The following is a 16,939-nucleotide window of genomic DNA, read 5'->3' on the forward strand; positions in this document are numbered from 1 at the left end:
TTACTCACCCGTCCGCCGCTAATCTTCAGGAGCAAGCTCCCTCAGATTCGCTCGACTTGCATGTATTAGGCACGCCGCCAGCGTTCGTCCTGAGCCAGGATCAAACTCTCCAATAAAGAGTTGATACAGCTCATAAAATGTCTATTAAATAGACTTAGAATTAACGTTGACGTTTCTGTTTTGTTTAGTTTTCAAAGAACTATCAAGATGAATATCAACTGAATCTAAAGAAACAGCGACAAATATCATTGTATCAAACTATTTCTTTTTTGTCAACTTCTGCGAAAAATTTTTAAAAAAGAAAAATATCGCTGATCTCTAGTTGAGATCTCGTGGCGACAAATAATATCTTATCACTAGAATTCGTAGAAGTCAATAATATTTTTAAATTGTTTTTTGTCGATATTTAATCATCAAGAAAAACATTGTACTAAACAACTTCATTCTTATCTACTTCTACGAAAAAACTTTCTGAGTGAAAATATCGCTTGTGACTACATCATTGCGACAGGATTGTTATTTTATCACTTGTAATTAAAGAAGTCAATATTTTTTGTAGGATATTTTTAATAGGTGCACTAAAATGTAACAATTAATTACTTCTGCTGGGGCTGCTCTTTTAATCATTCTATAAAATAATCATTCTAATTCTTTAAACTCATTTACTAAGGTTATCGTAACTACCTTACTTTTATTCAGTTCTAGCCTCCTAGTTGATCGGATGCCACAAGAATATAAAATGTTAGTTAAAATAAATGAGGGATTATCGGTACTGAGGATCTTCGAAGTGAAGATCCTTTATATTAGATTATTCTTCTCCTAAAATTGCTAATGGGCTAAAAGCTTCAAAATGAATATGTCCCTTTGGTATTTCCAAGTCATTTAATGCCTTTACCATTACTTCCATAAATGGTATGGAACCGCATATATAAAAATGAGCTTCTTTTATGGTAATAGCTGACTGCAGAAAATCAAAATCCAAGAATCCTTCTTTATCGTAATGGTGAGATTTTTTATCTTCTTCAGTTGGCGAGTCATAACATACATTTGACTTTATATTAGGATGATTATTCTTTAATTGCTTAACTTGTTCTTTAAATGCATGAGTTCTGCTGTTTTTTGTTGCATGAATGAAAGTTACTTGACGGTGTGGCTGTTCTGCTGCAATTGAATCCAACATACTCAATAATGGAGTGATACCTATACCTCCACTTATCATCACTACAGGCATATCATCCTGTTTAAGGACAAAATCACCAGCAGGTGCAGAAAAATAAAAGTGTATCACCAGGTTGAACTTGTTTATGTAAATAGTTTGAAACAATACCTTCTGGTGAATCTATATGTTCATCTTCACGCTTGACAGAAATACGGTAATAATCTTTTCTTGGTGCTTCAGAAATACTGTAATGGCGTATATGTGTATATTTCTCGCCTGGAACTTCTGCTTTTAATGTAAGGTATTGGCCTGCCTTATAAGTAGCAATTGGTTCCCCATCTTTTGGTTTTAAATAAAAGGAAGTTACTTCTTCACTCTCTTTCACTTTCTTATCAACATAAAAGGTACGAAAACCTTCCCATCCTCCAAGCTGTTGTTCCGTTTCTTCATAAAGTTTTTTCTCAAGATTAATAAATGCGTCAGCAATATAACTATAGGCTTTCCCCCAAGCATCAATGATTTCGTCTGTTACGTTATCACCAAGGACATCTTTTACTGCTTGGAGTAAGGTTTCACCCACAACTGGATATTGTTCAGGTTGAATCCCAATAGCACGATGTTTCTGAGCAATTCTTTCAATAACAGAATTTATTGCCTCTAGGTTTGTAATGTATTCCCCAGCTGCATATACGGCATAGCCTAAAGCTTCTTGTTGGATTCCTCTTCTTTGATTAGTTTGGTTGAAAAGGTTATTTAATTCGGGAGTTTTTGAAAATAGTAACTCGTAAAATCTCATTCCAATTTCTTTACTATGTTCTTTTAATACTGGCGCTGTCGATTGAACGATTTGAATTGTTTTTTCATCCAGCAAATTAAACATCTTCTCATATTTAAAACATTATAAATAGTTCACATCTTTTCGGCTTTATTAAGGCTCTTGATACTTACTTTAATATAACCATTTACTGGTTTTATATTCTATTGCTTACTCCAAGCGTAGACTGAATAGAATACTAGATTGCTGAATAAAATGTAGCAATTGTAATTTGCGTTCTTGATTTAATGGTAGTTATGATATTTTCCTAATCGTACTATTATGTATTAAAAAACAGCCTCAAGCTATTATAAAACTGGATTTCCTTAAATAGAGAAAGACATAAATAGAGACCGCCTAACAGGCGGCCTCTTAAACCATTATTGGACCATTTTGACAAGCATATGAGCAAGCTTGTGCTGTTCTTCCTCATTCCCAACCTTCCATAATTCTTGAAGCAACTTTTCTTCACGATTGCGTGCTGATTCATGGCTAGCCAGGTAATCGGCAACTTTTTGGGCTGTTTTAGCCAGTTGCTCCTCGTTCATGCCAAGTTTTTCCCCTTTTGACACTTTATCGCCTAAGTAGTTCTTAAACGTTTCAAAACTAGCAAGTACCTCGTCTTTTTTCTCTTCGCCCATAGACTGCAATTTCTCTTCCACTTTGTTTTCCGTGCTATTGTTTGTATCAAAAGCCATTAAAAATCTCTCCTTTCACCAGGATTTGAATTCACTATTCATTGCCCCTATTTTAACTGTTTCAAACCTTAAAGGCTTTTTATTTTACTAGGTATTCTTTACATAAAAGAAGGAGGAAGCAAAGGCAGCTACATTCAGATAAAAATTAAGAGGTAAAGTGGAAAGGTTATATTTTCTACTCAAATAAAATGAAAGGATACTGACTGTTAGACATTGAATGAAATGTATTTCTTCCTTCAAAATAAAGATTTAATCTCTACTTGTTGCTCATCGCTTAATTGAGCTCTCAATTTTCCAATTATAATGAATAATACAATTCCGATAATCTATATGTTGACATTAAATTGTTCACAAACTTTCATGACAATATTGGGACACAATCTCCATTAAACGCTTTTTATTTTCTGAAGAAACATTTTCAGATAATCTTGCCCCTGCAATGATCGGAGCCCATTGGAAAATTTCGCTTCTTGATAAACCAGTATTCTTACAATAGATATGCAAATACATTTCTGCTAATTTTACCGAGTTCTGTGAAAACAATAGATATGTTCGGTAAACATCTGCACGAATATCTCCAGAACTAGAATCAACCCAGTCAATAATATCAACTTTTTCTTTACTCATGATTAAATTAAATGGATGAAAATCCCCATGACACAGCTTAGGTTCATCTACGAATGATTGTAATCTTTTTAATAATGCATCCTTCTGCTTCTTATTAAGATTATGTACAGATTGAATTTGGCGATGCAGTTTTTCTGACATTGATTCAAGTAATTCTAACTCTTCCACTACCAAGGAATGTATTTTTTGCTGTGTCTTCACACAAATACTTATGTAATGCTCTGCTTGTTCCATATTATTAATTAAGAGTTCACCTACTGTTTTTCCTTTTACATATTCCATCATGATTGCCTGTCTGCCATTTATTTCTGTTACTTCTACTATTTTAGGGACGTGCAGACCACATGAGTAAACGTATTCTTGTTTCTTTGCTTCATATAAAGCTTGATTAGGCGGTAAATCCTTTTTAAATACTTTAACGATTTTATTATCACAAAGATACAGCTTTGCTGTATTTCCTACAGCTATTGGATTACCTAGGTTCACTTTTTTCTCTCCCTAACGAAATGATCATCTCCTGCACACTATCTAATTTATTCGGTGCAGATAGAAAGAATCCTTCTTCCGCTAACCTGTGCCGCTCGAATAAGATAAATGCCTTACTCCTTATTGAAACAAACACTTCATTCGTTTAAGAAGCATTACTGATTCTCTCTAGTTTGAAAGGACTCCTAATGAGAAATAACAAAAAAGATGACTAAGAAGAAGGATTTTTTTTAATGGGTTCTTTTTTCGCGAGCATTAATTGAAAAAAGTGTTGCTGCAACACTCCTTCTTCAACTAAAGTGACTTACTTGAAAATAAGTATAAACGACAATTATTACATTGCATAAAACTACCTGGAGGATATTCGAATTCACATTCAGAGATGAATTGAAAGTCAAGATTCCGACAAATTGCATTTGAAGCAAGATTATTAACGGAAGGGAAAGCGTGAATGTACTTATACTTGTTCTCTGAAGATGCCTCTTCTACTGCTAATCTCACTGCAATTGTAGCTATTCCTTTCCCCTGATAAGAGGGTAGAACGCTCCATCCAGTTTCGTATACTCTTTCATCATTCCAAGTAGTTTGCCAGTAACCAACAGAACCAACTTGTACTAACTCAGGGAATAAGATAATGCTGAACATACGTCCCCTATCACTAAGCTCAAGATATCGTTTATGTCGTTTCAAAATCTGCTCTTTACTCTCTGGACCTCCAAGGTGCTGCATCATTTCTGGAACATTTAATCTAAAAAGCAAATCAAGATCTTTTTCCTCCCAAGGCTTTATCTGGACGGTAGAGTTACTCGCTTTCATCATTCTTTCATCTCCTCGCATATTTATTATTTACTCTTTCTTTTCGGAAGCTAATAATCCTTTATTAAATCATTTTGTAGTTCAATCTCTTCTTTCCTTAATGACAGGAATGCCGCCCTTAAATAAGAAAAGTGCCTTGCTCCTTTTAAAAGCAAAGCACCAGTAAGTGTAAGTGAATCTTTTACAAGTTCCTATTAATCCCAATTTCTTATGGAAATTCGGCTTAAAACACCCACCTACACACTTCGATCATACAAACAATTAGCTTGCTTTCTTACTTCAGTAGGAGTAAACCCTGTATGTTTTTTTACAAGACGTGCAAAATGATACGTCGTTTTAAATCCTATTCGGTAGACAATTTCCCCTATAGAGAGTCCGCTATTGCGTAAAAGTTCCATTCCGCGTTCGATCCGATAATGCCATAAGTATTGAACAGGAGTTTTATTTTCATGTTTTTGAAATAAACGAATGAGATGTTCCGAACACACTCCGCTTTCATTGGCTATATCCTTTAACGACAATTCTTCATTAAATTTCTCATAAATGATTTCTTTTGCCATTAGGACAGCTGGATGAACCTTGCTTATGTACTGTTTACGGCATTCGGTCATATAAAGCAAGATGGATGATTGTCCTAAGGAGTTAATAACATCATGGTTATCTTCAGAATGATCACGGTGAATCGCCAACATTAAGCTTGTTAATTGATTCATTTTATCGGAGATTGGTATGTATAATGGCAAACTCTCAAATTCTTTTACTATTTTTTCACTAAGTGACTCTGGCGTAACCGTTATCCACCGATGCCATGTTTCTTCTTCTTTCGCGAAAATAAATGTCTCTTTGTGCCCCGGTTTTAAAAATACAACATTACCAATAGGAATTTGGTGTGCAACCCCGTCAACATAGATCATCATAGATCCGGTATGAAGGAGCACTAACTGTAAATCATTTTGAATTCGAGGACCATACTGACCACCTGGAGGATAAACAATAGAACCCGCATATGCATCACTAATAAAATAGGGCGGATTTTCAGCCGCCATATTAGGATTGTTCATCGTCTCATCACCTTCATCTATTAAAAATGATCGGTAATTTATTTCGATATAATCAATGACTATTCCTTTTTTCGATGATTAAAAGCTATATTAATGATATTTTTTTCTTTAAATCTTCCCTTACAACGGTGGAATCATGACGAATATAGTGACAAACATAGGATCTGCGCCATCTGTCACTTGTACGATTTTTCTTAGAAGAGTGAATCAGCAGGTTATGGAAGAAAACGATATCGCCGCTTTTCATAACGACTGGTATTTCTTTAGAAAAATCTGCACCTTCTGTTTCATCCGTCCATGATTCATGTTCGCTAGTATCCTTTACCCTTCCATGAGGAAGCAAACCATCCTTATGGCTTCCTGGAATAACCCACAAGCATCCATTTTCTTCATCAACATCCTCCATCGCAACCCAGGCAGCTGTTAATGTATTAGGCTTATTATCGATATAATAGTAATCTTGGTGTGCCGCCTGACCAGGAGAACCTGGTGATTTATAAAAGTACATACTTTGAATGCCGACCGCATCATCACCTAATATTTGTGCTAATGTATCCCGGATAATTGGCAGTTTCATCATTTGCAAGGAAAAACCATCGTGCAAATGAGGGTTAAATAAACGTAATGAGAAACGCTCTCTATCACTAATTTCATTACCCTTGCGAGGTCGAGCCCAGTCTGGAATATTCTCTGCTGAACGTATCGTGTAAATATGAGAATTGAACGCTTCAATCAAATCATTACTGCATCCTTGCCTAATGACTAAATAGCCGTCTTCCTCATATTGTTTCAATTGTTCTGGAGTTAGTGGCAAAGTGCGTTTTGCTGTTACAGGATTTAACATAATCATCCTTCCCTTCCAGTTTATTAAACCGCTTACAAATAGATTAGGAGAATTCATTGAAAAAGAAAATGCACCTGCTCAACCTTTTTGTGTCTATAATTGATATTTTCCAAAAAAAATTTTTCTGCATATCAATATGAGACACATTCCTATCAATTTCATCCATTGCTTAGCCTATCCACTGTTCGTTATATTCTAAGTTATAAGGAAAGTTCCATTAGTTTTCGTTTCGTTATTTTTGAAAGCGTTTTATTCTTGGTCATTACTATTTTCATAAGGGAGGAATGTCATGAAAAAATTGTGGCTATCCATCATTTTAGTTATTGTTTCAATAGCTTTGATAGGATGTAAACAACAATTAATGTCAAATGGATCAGAGAAGAACAATCAACTTGAAATCTGGGTTTTTGCTGAACCTCATAAACGTTTCTATGAAGTAGTAAAGAAGGAATTTCATAAAACACATCCAGAAGTTCATGTTCAAATTAAATTGATGGAATTTCAATCGTTGACAGATAAGTACATAGTTGCCATGCGATCAAATGGTCAGGGAGCACCAGATCTAATTGACATCGAGCAAGGAAATTTCCCTAACTTTATTCGCGGGAAAGTTCCTTTTGAACCATTAAATGACTACCTTAAGCGTGATGGATTGGAACATGTTATGTCAGAGGGGCGCCAAGCACTCTATACCGTTGACGGCGTCCAATATGGGATTGAACATGCCGCTACTGTTTCTGCTCTATACTATAGGAAGGATATTTATGATCAAGCAGGCATTGATGTTTCAAGCTTGAAAACATGGGATCAATTTACCGAAGCTTCGAAAAAACTTATCGGTAAAGACAAATTCATCTTTCCTGGCACCGTACCAGGAGAGGAATTAAGTCAATTTGAGCTCCTATTAAGACAAGAAGGCGGTGACATTGTCACACCAGAGGGTAAGATTGGTATGAATACTAACGAGGGTTTAATCGCTTTAAAAAGAATTCAACAATGGGAGGAAGCTGGAATAATGGATAAATCTAGCCCTTCTGGCCCTGCCTTTTGGGATACGTTTAACAAGGGGCGTTATCTTGCAGCCTATGGGGCGGATTGGTGGGCCAATCTGCTTGTTGATAACACGCCTAAATTAAGTGGGAAATGGGCAGCTGTCCCGATGCCAATCGGCGGACCAAAGTCTGTCCCAACAACCGTTCAGGGCGGTACAGGTCTTATGATTTCGAAGTATTCCAACAAGAAAGAATTGGCATGGGAATTTCTAAAGTTAGCTCAATTACATCCAGATATGTCGGTTAAACGTTACCAGGTCGTGAACTTATTCCCTGCTTTACTAACAGCGATGGATAAGCCTGGATTACATGAACAGAGTACATACACGGAGTACTTTGGCGGACAGGATTTAGGCGACGTATATGGAAGCCTTGTTGAAAAGGCACCAAGACAAAACCAAGCTTGGTGGCGCCCTCTTGCTGCCCAGGCATGGCAAAAATTTTATTTTGATTACGACAAAGGGAAATATACCCCTGAACAATTTCTTGCCCATGTTGAAAAAGAACTTACTAAATTGATTGAATCTGAAAAGGCGAGAGCAGGGATTGAATAATCTGGACTTTTGGAATTTTGAATGCTTATGGAGGTGGAAATGTAATGAAACCTGCAACACGTCTTAAATTTGCTCCGTATCTTTTTATCAGTCCCTTTTTTATTCTCTTTGTTATCTTTGGCTTGTATCCTATTCTATATGGGCTTTGGTTGAGCGTTCACAGCGGAATTGATGTTCAAGTTTTTAGCGGACTCAAAAATTTCAAGCTTGTTTTAACTGATCTGATGTTTTGGAAGTCAATGTGGAATGGAACACAATTGGCACTAGGAAGCTTGCTTGTCGTTTTACCTATCGCTCTGGGGGTTGCTCTTCTCATCAATCAGCCATTCATCGCAAAAAGGAAAGGGCATTTCGCAACGTTTTTCTTTACACCCAATATTACTTCAGCAGTTGCTGTCGGAATTATCTTCGGCATGATTTTCAACAAAGATTTCGGTTTGTTAAATGCTAGTTTGAATTTTTTTGGTATCGAATCAATTGGATGGTTAACGGATCCTCAATGGACCATTCCTTCTCTTATTCTTTTGACTGTTTGGCGTTTTTTAGGGATAAATATCCTTTATTTTATGGCGGGTCTTCAAAATGTACCTAACGAACTAATAGAAGCAGCTAAAATTGATGGAGCAAATGTTTTCCAACGTTTTATGTTCATTACCCTTCCTTTGCTTCAACCTATTATGATGTTCATTGTGTTTCAAGCTGTCATAGGTTCCTACAACATGTTTACTGAAGCCTTTTTATTAGGAAATAAAGGATTTGGACCGCAAAATTCACTGATTTTTCCAACAATGTATTTATACGATCAAGGTTTTAGAATGTTAAATTTCAACTATTCTGCAGCACTCGGTTATGTATTCACCATCATTATGTTAATCGTCAGCTTGTTTCAGCTAAAGATGTTCAACTTAAAAGACCAAGGGCAAGATTAGGGGGAGAATGAATGGACATACAAAATAAAACAGATCAATCGATTTTAGTAAGTCAGAACCTAAAGCTGAATACCGGTTTAAAGAAGAAAAAGATGATTTCCATCTTTTTTTCGTATGTTCTGCTGGCTTTTTTAAGTATAATTTTCTTATTGCCATTTTTATTTATGATCGGCACTTCTTTTAAATCTTACGAAGAAATCGTTTCACGGCCGCTAAATCCATTTCCGCTTAATCCAACACTGCAAAACTTTCAACTGTTATTTGAAAAGCTGCCATTCATGACACAGCTATTTAATAGTTTGATCATTGCCGTTTCTATTACAGTACTAGCTGTCTTTATTAACTCCCTCGTAGCATTCGGATTTGCCCGATACACGTTTAAATATCAAAATATTCTCTTTGTCTCAGTGTTAGCGACTATGTTAGTTCCTCCCCCATTAACTCTTGTCCCATCATTCATGATGTTTCGGACATTTGGATGGCTGGACACCTTTTTACCATTAATCCTTCCAGGAGCGGCAAGTGCATTTGGTGTTTTTCTCATCCGGCAAGTCATGATTTCGATTCCCCGTGAACTTTACGAAAGTGCTCGTATTGACGGCTGTAGTGAACTTGGAACGTTTTTCAGAATTGCCATGCCTCTATCCAAGAGTGCAATCGGAATCATCGCCTTATTAACCTTTATGGGCTCATGGAATGATTTTTTAGGACCACTCATTTATTTAACATCAGAAACAAAGATGACACTTGCGGTTGGTATTACAACGATGAATAATCCATACCAAATTGACTATGCCTCACCAATTACCGGATCCTTTTTAATGGCGATCCCGGTCCTAATCATTCTGAGTATTGTCGGTCAAAAGTATTTTGTTGAAGGACTTACAGCTGGGGCAATTAAAGGGTGATGAAGTATCAAGTCCCTGGTGTTAATTAATCACTTGGGACTTGATCTTTTGATCCTATTTTCCATGTTACCGTTACTGCTGTTGGGTTTTGGAATGTTTTTGTGATTGTAAAACCCTATAGGGAACTTTTTAAGTGATAATCCTCTTATTTTAGAAGATCACCCTCAGCTTTTGTATTGTACTCATCTATAATGATTTTAATCACCCTCAATGACTCTTCTGCTATTGTTTTGTTCGAATCCTTATTCCCATCATAAGTAATTAAAGCCTTCCACAAGGCCCAGCCTCTTGCTCTGTTCCAAGTTTCTTCATCCATATTCAATGCTGTTTTAAATACATTCCTGCTTTTATCATCGAAAAATGTCCATGCCATTGCAGCATCACAAGAAGGATCACCTACACCTAAAACACCGAAATCAATAATGGCAGATAGTTTTCCATCCTTCACTAGGATATTTCCTGGTGCTACATCACCATGAAGCCATACTGGTTCTGCATCCCATTTAGAAGCTAATGACAACTCCCAGATTTCATTCAACAAATGTTCATTAAACATTGCTTTATTATTTTCAATCGCATGTTTAGATTGTTCATCGTAGACAGCTAAATCTCCACCCCTATGAAAATTATGAACACCTGCAATAGGACCTTCGCTCGCTTCAATAGACTGTAATTCTACTAAAAATCCCCCTAACTCATTGGCGAATTGATTTAGATCCGCTATATTTTCGCGGGTCACTGTCTCGCCTTCCACCCATTGATAAATAGACCAAGGGTATGGATAATCCTTATTGGGTTTACCCTTAGCAAGCGGCTTGGAAATCGGCAGGGAAAGATGCTTAGATAAGATCGGCAGCCATTTATGCTCCTTTTCTACTTGAGGAACGTACCATTCTGCGCTTGGCAACCTTACACTCATATTTTCACCTAAATGAAATGTTCTGTTATCATGACCGCCATTTTTAACAGGTTTTATCTTTAAATGGGACCATTCTGGAAATTGCTCTTTTATTAAATTTCGAACTAAATCTACGTTAAAATTTATCATGTTCTTTGATCTCCTATTTTTTGATTTTAGGGGTACTACGCTGTCATCGGGGTTAATTACGTCTTATCCCTTTCAAGCTAAAATAAAAATCCCCTAAAATGGAAGAGGCAAAATGAAACCCGCTTCCATTTTAACTTTATATCTAAGTAATTTGTTTGAAACTTACGCATAATTAGTTTAATAACTCCTGTACATTTCTGTACAGATAATTTCGTATTGTTATAAGTTCATTTTTCTCAAAATCATAAATGTCTTCCTCATTTGCATAATTGGTAACCACTTTTTGAATCGTAAAGCTCATCTCATTTGGAAATGATGTTATTCCCCAGTTACCTGCTTCTTGCTTGGAAGAAATCATCCTTTCTTTTAGATACCAAAAAACTCTAATCAAATTTAGTGTACAATAAATGGGGTCTTCCTCAATACTTTCTAAACAATCTTGGAAATCCCCCATAATGGAGGAGATATAATGTGAAGTCGGGACCATAGGAAAGACTTCAGCAATGGGTTTTCCTTCTATACAAATTCCTCGATGAATGGTTATCGTGATATGTGCAGCTAAATCTGGATCCGTTTTCATCTCCCCATTTACATATTTATTTGTCTCTTTTGCCAAATCCTCTTCATACGGTTCTCTCCAGAATTCACTGTAATGAAAATCAAATGGGCATGGATGTTTCCAAGTTTTTAATTGTTCTTTGTTTAAGAAACTTATCTCCAACGGATATGGGTCATTCGAGCAAGTTAGACAGAATTGTGCTAATTTTCTTTTGGTTTCAATAGCCAATGAATTGTCCGTGACAACCAAAACGTCTATATCACTTCTTTTCGGATTAAACCCTCCCATCGCCAAAGATCCATGTATGTATAAACCCATCAAATCTTCATTCAGCATATCTTTCATTTCACTTAGGAGATGATAAACAAATTTTTTAATATCAGAAGGGCAATTATTCCAACTATATGGCATATTCAAGAACTCCAATATCCATTTACTTCATGTTCATTATTTCTAAATCACAGTCTTTGATCAATCATATAAATCCATAAACTGGCCTCATTGCTGAAAAAAATTAGTTCACAATAAGCGATGTTATCGGCATATAAAAAATTCTTCGACTGAACAACTGGAAAATCCTTTTTGGAATGTATAAATACTTATTTTTAGTTCATTATTTCTGTTTTAGATAATGAAAATAAACCACAAGACGAATCAATACCGACTAAAAAAATTAAGCAAAAAAAGAGCCCTTATTAAAAAGGGCTTTACTTAATACGTCTTATTACATTAGTAAAATGTTATTCATTGGCTAATTTGCTTTTTCTTTTGCCATACAATAGATAAATCAAAAAGCCGGCAATCATCCAAATTGCAAAACGAATCCAGGTGATTTCAGGTAAACTGATAATGAGATAGATTGAAAATCCAATTCCGATTAAAGGAACCACAGGGACAAATGGCGTTTTAAATTTTCTTTCTAGATCAGGCCTTTTTCTTCGTAGTACGATAATGGATGTACAAATGATAATAAATGCCGCCAAAGTTCCGATGTTAACGAGCTCAGCTACTTCACTTATAGGAGTAAACCCTGAGACAGCTGCCGTGATCACGCCAATAATGAAAGTAGGACGATAAGGCGTTTTATACTTAGTGTGTAATTTTGTAAACCAATTAGGTAACAAACCGTCTCTGCTCATGGCATACCATATACGTGAACCGGCAAGCATAAAGGAAAATAATACAGATAAAATACCTGCAATAGCAGCTGCTGAGATAATTAATGTAATCCATTTTAATCCAATATGATCAAAAGCTTGTGCGACTGGTGCCGCATTATTAAGTGTTTCGTATGGGGCTAAACCTGTAATAACCAGTGACATGCCAATATATAGCAATAAAGCGATCGTTAACGATATCACAACAGCTCTAGGTAAGTCTCGTTGCGGATTTTTGGCTTCCTCTGCTGCTGTTGTTAAGGTATCATAGCCAAATACAGCAAAAAATACCAACGCTGCTCCACTCATAACTCCGTCAAAACCGAATGGCATAAAAGGGTTCCAGTTAGCAGAATCAATATAAAAACTTCCTACGCCTATGACGACTAGGATGATACCTAGCTTAATGACGACCATCAGGTTGTTAAATTTAGATGCCCCTTCTATACCTAATGTAAGCAAGCCAGCAATCGCTAAACTAACGATCATTGCAATCAAATCTACTTTGTGTCCTGCTCCTGTTCCAGGAGCACCTTGGGCCCACACTGGAATATGAATACCAATCTGTTGAAGGATTTCTTGCATGTAACCCGACCAGCCAATGGCTACTACTGCAACAACTAATGCATATTCTAGCAATAAATCCCATCCAATAAGCCATGCTGCTCCTTCTCCTAATACAGCATAACTATAAGTGTAAGCACTACCTGCTACCGGGATTAATCCTGCAAATTCCGCATAACATAGGGCTGCTGCAGCACTTGCCAGTCCTGCAATGAGAAACGATAAAATCACTGCTGGTCCTGCATGTTCAGCAGCTGCAACACCCGTTAGCACGAAAATACCTACACCAATAATTCCACCAAGACCAATCGCTGAAAGCTGCCATAATCCTAAGACTCTTTTAAGTCCGGTGTTTTTACTACCTTCCTGCTGTAAATGTTCAATAGACTTTTTTCTCATAAAAGAATTCATTTTTTTCCTCCTTATTGTACCGTCTCACAAAAGGGAAATGATGTCTTTTTAAACGGTACTCCTTCTTCACCTTACTTTCCTTTTTAGTCTTTCCTACACTTTTGCTAAAAAGATAGAATGTTAAATCACTAGTTTTAGTGTAACAAATAACTCTTTTCTTGAAAAATCGTTCTTAGTTTACATGATTATTCTTACAGGTAAAAATTATTCCTTAATACAATAGCAAACTAAAACGGCAGACTCGTGATTGTCCTTCTCCATTATGTATAGGTACTAACTCCTTTCTTTGCTCACCTTTTTCCTAATCCCCCTTTCCATTAAAAAAGCTATGTTAGGATAGACATTCCTTTAGAGTGTCTATCCTAACATAGCTTTTTTACAGTTTATTTAATAATAAATGACAGTTTCATAACAGAGAATGAAATCAGAAAGAATGAATGCATATCCTATACAGATCTATTTAACTTAATAAGACATAAAAAAGGCTTTCACTCAGAAGAACCTTTTCGTTCTTTATTCAATAAAAGTGTCTGATCATGGTTTTATGAAAATAATAAAAGAATTATTTCGCTATAAATAGGATCTCTTTTTCTGCTTCAAGGTCCTTTTTTCCATCTTCTGTTTCTACTGGTTGATGCATTGCATTTGGGTATTTCTTTTGGATTTCGTCAAATGTAGTTGTTATTTCGTTTTCCCTAGTATTTAGATTATCAGAAACCATACAACCAGATAAAAACATTAAAATAAAAAACCCAAAAACAATAAATTGTTTCATTCATATCACCTCTTATAATGTAGTTTGTGTAAAATTATACCATTACGATGTCTATTATTTAAGAAAAGTTGTAAATAACTCTTTTTTATATGGAATAGTAAATCAATAAATAGTAAAAGCCAAGTGTCAGCCTAAACGAAAGTTGCACTTAGCTTTATTTATCCTTCAAACATTGGTGAAGGTTTATATGTATATGGAAAAAAGAGCAAAAACTCTCCATTAATCGTTGGTTAATACTCCTAGTTATTGTTTAACTAGCCCATTGTTTTTGAACTTGTTCTTTAGCCATTTCATATACTTCTTTTTCAGATTTGTTTTTTTGGGCTATAACATTGGTTTGATAAATTTTCCCCTCAAACATTACATGGATAGTATATTTGTACATTTTGTTTTTTCTCCTTCCTTTTTAGTTATAGTGTAAAGGTCATTTTTTAAGTTTTGATTTATCTAGTGTAAAAGTTTATTAAAAGGTTTATCCCTTTCTTGTAAAGGAAGGATAACTTGTTACATGGTTAAAAAGCTAAGTGACAACCTATGTGAAAGTGATCTGACCCAATAAAGTTAGACAAAAAGATTAGGCAGCTTCTAAGACCTGAGTCCGGTATTCTATTGGACTTAGGTCATTTAATTTTGCCTTCATTCGTTTGTGATTGTAATAATAAATATATTCTTCTAATTCTCGTTCAAAATGTTCCATACTCTCAAACTCTTGTAAGTAAAGAAGTTCCGATTTTAATAAGCCAAAGAAATTTTCCATGACTGCGTTGTCTAAACAATTCCCCTTACGAGACATGCTTTGACGGATACCATATTCTTTTAATTTATTTTGATACTTATCCATCTGATAATGCCAACCTTGATCTGAATGGAGGATGACCTTATCTCCGGGCTGTATTCGCTTCACTGCTTCATCTAACATCTCTCCAACCAGTGGATAAACCGGACGTTTCATTACTTTATACGCAATAATTTCTCCATTACATAAGTCTAAAATTGGAGATAAAAAACGTTTTTCTCCAAATAAGTGAAATTCTGTTATATCGGTTACCCATTTTTCATTCATATTGTCTGCGTGGAAATCGCGATAAAGTATATTAGGTGCGATATTACCTACTTTTCCACGATATGAACGGTACTTTTTCATACGCACTTCGCATTTTAAGCCCATCTCATTCATTAAACGATTAATGGTCTTTGGATCATAGTGAATGTTCCTTTTCGCTAATTCTTTGTGGATACGGCGGTAACCATAACGACCTTTATGCTCATGATAAACGGCATCAATAACTTCTTTTACACTCGCATATTTATCCTCTCGATTTAATTGTTTTTCCCAATAATAGTATGTACTACGTGGAATGTCAGCGACTTTAACTAATTCCACGATATCAAATTCATTCTTTAGCTCAAAAATTACTTGCGCTTTGACTTTGTTTGTAATTTTTCCTGTGCTTGAACTAAAGCGTTCAACTTTTTTAAGTAGGCGTTATCCATACGTAAACGCTCATTTTCAGCCTGTAGAGCCTCAAGCGATCCTTCAACTGGTAATTGTTTTTTAACATTAGTTTTTGTTTCTTTTTTCATGGATGATCGCCCCTTTTTCTTTGGATGTAGGGCATCAATTCCTCCAGTCTCAAATAACTTGCGCCAGTTTCGGATCAAGCCTGGTGAAGAAATATTGAAAATGGCAGCTGCGTCATAAGAGGATATACCCGTGTCTTTCATAAACTTGAGTACATTTAGTTTAAACTCTACAGAATAACTTGTATAGGATTTAATAAATGCTTCTAAACCAAATTGTTCATAAAGGCGTATCCATCCACTTAAGATAGGAGGACTAACATTAACTTCTTCCGCAACTTTATTAATACTTTCATTTCTTTTTAAATACCTTAATACAATTTGAATTTTTTCTTCCGTTGTAAATTTGGCCATTAAAACACCCCGTAAATGTTAGTTTGGTGTCTAACATTTACGGGGCAGATCAAGTTGGCACTTAGCTTTTATTTATCTTCAAATCATTGGTTTTGACCTATATGTATATGGCAAAAGGAGCATGTTTCACTTTAATCGGTGAAATTAATAACCTATGTTGTTGTTTAACCTGCCCATTGTTTCAAAATTTGCTCTTTTGCAATTTGATACACTTCTTCTTCTGATTTGTTTTTGTTAGCTATTACATTGGTTTGATAAATTTTCCCCTTGAATAATACATTAATTATATACTTGTACATTTTGGTCTTTCCCCTTCCTTTTTTTCTATATTGTAAATGTGATTTTTTAAGTTTTGATAGATTTTATGTAAAAGTTTATTAAAAAGTTTATCCCTCTATTTGATAACATGTTGCATTAGCTGAGTGTCAACCTAATCGAAACTTCTTACCTAGCTTAAAAGCTTTACTATCCTGTACCTAACGCGTATTAATATCTTGTATCAAGAATAAGCTAAAAATGTATTTTAAACTATTAAAATGTAA

The 16,939-nt window shown here is 35.4% G+C and carries 15 protein-coding genes, 1 rRNA gene and 1 pseudogene; 3 read left to right on the top strand and 14 right to left on the bottom strand.

The features are described 5' to 3' along the window. The 7 genes and pseudogenes from WQ54_RS16690 to WQ54_RS16720 all read right to left on the bottom strand — a co-directional run. A 16S ribosomal RNA gene (locus tag WQ54_RS16690) occupies positions 1–116 on the bottom strand; the annotation flags it as partial. Positions 117–808: 692 nt separating this feature from the next. Further along, a pseudogene (gene hmpA / locus WQ54_RS16695) lies at positions 809–2,030 on the bottom strand (NO-inducible flavohemoprotein). Positions 2,031–2,353: 323 nt separating this feature from the next. Further along, entirely contained in the window at positions 2,354–2,671 is a 318-nt protein-coding gene (locus WQ54_RS16700) for a DUF3243 domain-containing protein (RefSeq protein WP_046585653.1), read from the bottom strand. 348 nt (positions 2,672–3,019) lie between these two features. Further along, a complete protein-coding gene (locus tag WQ54_RS16705; protein ID WP_046585654.1) occupies positions 3,020–3,784 on the bottom strand; it encodes an aminoglycoside phosphotransferase family protein in 765 nt (254 codons plus the stop codon). Between the two features lie 294 nt (positions 3,785–4,078). Next, positions 4,079–4,603 carry a GNAT family N-acetyltransferase gene (locus tag WQ54_RS16710; protein ID WP_046585656.1) on the bottom strand — a complete coding sequence of 175 codons (525 nt, stop codon included), beginning with the start codon at positions 4,601–4,603 and terminating at the stop codon, positions 4,079–4,081. 233 nt (positions 4,604–4,836) lie between these two features. Next, a complete protein-coding gene (locus tag WQ54_RS16715) occupies positions 4,837–5,661 on the bottom strand; it encodes an AraC family transcriptional regulator (protein WP_231597554.1) in 825 nt (274 codons plus the stop codon). 85 nt (positions 5,662–5,746) lie between these two features. Beyond that, positions 5,747–6,505: a phytanoyl-CoA dioxygenase family protein gene (locus tag WQ54_RS16720; protein WP_046585673.1), complete on the bottom strand. Its 759-nt coding sequence runs from the start codon at positions 6,503–6,505 to the stop codon at positions 5,747–5,749. 289 nt (positions 6,506–6,794) lie between these two features. On the opposite strand from WQ54_RS16720, the gene WQ54_RS16725 reads away from it, so the two are divergent. The 3 genes from WQ54_RS16725 to WQ54_RS16735 are packed head-to-tail and all read left to right on the top strand — an operon-like array spanning position 6,795 to position 9,948. Further along, positions 6,795–8,111: an ABC transporter substrate-binding protein gene (locus WQ54_RS16725; protein WP_046585657.1), complete on the top strand. Its 1,317-nt coding sequence runs from the start codon at positions 6,795–6,797 to the stop codon at positions 8,109–8,111. A gap of 44 nt (positions 8,112–8,155) precedes the next feature. Beyond that, the gene (locus WQ54_RS16730; RefSeq protein ID WP_046585660.1) at positions 8,156–9,040 is read left to right on the top strand and encodes a carbohydrate ABC transporter permease; all 885 of its coding nucleotides are present in this window, start codon (positions 8,156–8,158) and stop codon (positions 9,038–9,040) included. 11 nt (positions 9,041–9,051) lie between these two features. Further along, positions 9,052–9,948: a carbohydrate ABC transporter permease gene (locus WQ54_RS16735; RefSeq protein ID WP_052737841.1), complete on the top strand. Its 897-nt coding sequence runs from the start codon at positions 9,052–9,054 to the stop codon at positions 9,946–9,948. Between the two features lie 145 nt (positions 9,949–10,093). On the opposite strand, the gene WQ54_RS16740 is transcribed toward WQ54_RS16735, so the two are convergent. The 7 genes from WQ54_RS16740 to WQ54_RS16770 all read right to left on the bottom strand — a co-directional run bounded on the left by WQ54_RS16740 (position 10,094) and on the right by WQ54_RS16770 (position 16,696). Then, the gene (locus tag WQ54_RS16740) at positions 10,094–10,996 is read right to left on the bottom strand and encodes an aminoglycoside phosphotransferase family protein (protein WP_046585662.1); all 903 of its coding nucleotides are present in this window, start codon (positions 10,994–10,996) and stop codon (positions 10,094–10,096) included. Between the two features lie 172 nt (positions 10,997–11,168). After that, complete coding sequence (locus WQ54_RS16745) at positions 11,169–11,966, bottom strand: aminoglycoside adenylyltransferase domain-containing protein (protein ID WP_046585663.1); 798 nt, start codon at positions 11,964–11,966, stop codon at positions 11,169–11,171. 329 nt (positions 11,967–12,295) lie between these two features. Then, entirely contained in the window at positions 12,296–13,687 is a 1,392-nt protein-coding gene (locus WQ54_RS16750; protein WP_046585664.1) for an amino acid permease, read from the bottom strand. 562 nt (positions 13,688–14,249) lie between these two features. After that, positions 14,250–14,462, bottom strand: coding sequence for a hypothetical protein (locus tag WQ54_RS16755; protein ID WP_046585667.1), 213 nt, complete (start codon positions 14,460–14,462; stop codon positions 14,250–14,252). Between the two features lie 250 nt (positions 14,463–14,712). Beyond that, entirely contained in the window at positions 14,713–14,847 is a 135-nt protein-coding gene (locus WQ54_RS33720) for a BA3454 family stress response protein (protein ID WP_156177998.1), read from the bottom strand. A 189-nt stretch (positions 14,848–15,036) separates the two neighbouring features. After that, positions 15,037–16,397, bottom strand: a protein-coding gene (locus WQ54_RS32770) for an IS3 family transposase (RefSeq protein WP_156177999.1) whose coding sequence is annotated in 2 segments (ribosomal slippage) — positions 15,037–15,941 and positions 15,941–16,397 — 1,362 coding nt in all. Because the reading frame shifts where the segments join, the coding sequence is not laid out codon by codon here. Positions 16,398–16,561: 164 nt separating this feature from the next. Next, the gene (locus WQ54_RS16770; protein ID WP_046515064.1) at positions 16,562–16,696 is read right to left on the bottom strand and encodes a BA3454 family stress response protein; all 135 of its coding nucleotides are present in this window, start codon (positions 16,694–16,696) and stop codon (positions 16,562–16,564) included. Positions 16,697–16,939: the final 243 nt, after the last annotated feature.

It is taken from the genome of Bacillus sp. SA1-12 (assembly GCF_000981385.1).
Lineage (GTDB): Bacteria > Bacillota > Bacilli > Bacillales > Bacillaceae > Metabacillus.

Bases quoted from the DNA above. Each gene is read 5' to 3' on its own strand.
- WQ54_RS16730 (WP_046585660.1), top strand. From the start codon at position 8,156: ATGAAACCTGCAACACGTCTTAAATTTGCTCCGTATCTTTTTATCAGT.
- WQ54_RS16720 (WP_046585673.1), bottom strand. From the start codon at position 6,505: ATGTTAAATCCTGTAACAGCAAAACGCACTTTGCCACTAACTCCAGAA.
- WQ54_RS16700 (WP_046585653.1), bottom strand. From the start codon at position 2,671: ATGGCTTTTGATACAAACAATAGCACGGAAAACAAAGTGGAAGAGAAA.
- WQ54_RS16755 (WP_046585667.1), bottom strand. From the start codon at position 14,462: ATGAAACAATTTATTGTTTTTGGGTTTTTTATTTTAATGTTTTTATCT.
- WQ54_RS16715 (WP_231597554.1), bottom strand. From the start codon at position 5,661: ATGAACAATCCTAATATGGCGGCTGAAAATCCGCCCTATTTTATTAGT.
- WQ54_RS16735 (WP_052737841.1), top strand. From the start codon at position 9,052: ATGGACATACAAAATAAAACAGATCAATCGATTTTAGTAAGTCAGAAC.
- WQ54_RS16710 (WP_046585656.1), bottom strand. From the start codon at position 4,603: ATGATGAAAGCGAGTAACTCTACCGTCCAGATAAAGCCTTGGGAGGAA.
- WQ54_RS16770 (WP_046515064.1), bottom strand. From the start codon at position 16,696: ATGTACAAGTATATAATTAATGTATTATTCAAGGGGAAAATTTATCAA.
- WQ54_RS16750 (WP_046585664.1), bottom strand. From the start codon at position 13,687: ATGAATTCTTTTATGAGAAAAAAGTCTATTGAACATTTACAGCAGGAA.
- WQ54_RS16725 (WP_046585657.1), top strand. From the start codon at position 6,795: ATGAAAAAATTGTGGCTATCCATCATTTTAGTTATTGTTTCAATAGCT.
- WQ54_RS33720 (WP_156177998.1), bottom strand. From the start codon at position 14,847: ATGTACAAATATACTATCCATGTAATGTTTGAGGGGAAAATTTATCAA.
- WQ54_RS16745 (WP_046585663.1), bottom strand. From the start codon at position 11,966: ATGCCATATAGTTGGAATAATTGCCCTTCTGATATTAAAAAATTTGTT.
- WQ54_RS16740 (WP_046585662.1), bottom strand. From the start codon at position 10,996: ATGATAAATTTTAACGTAGATTTAGTTCGAAATTTAATAAAAGAGCAA.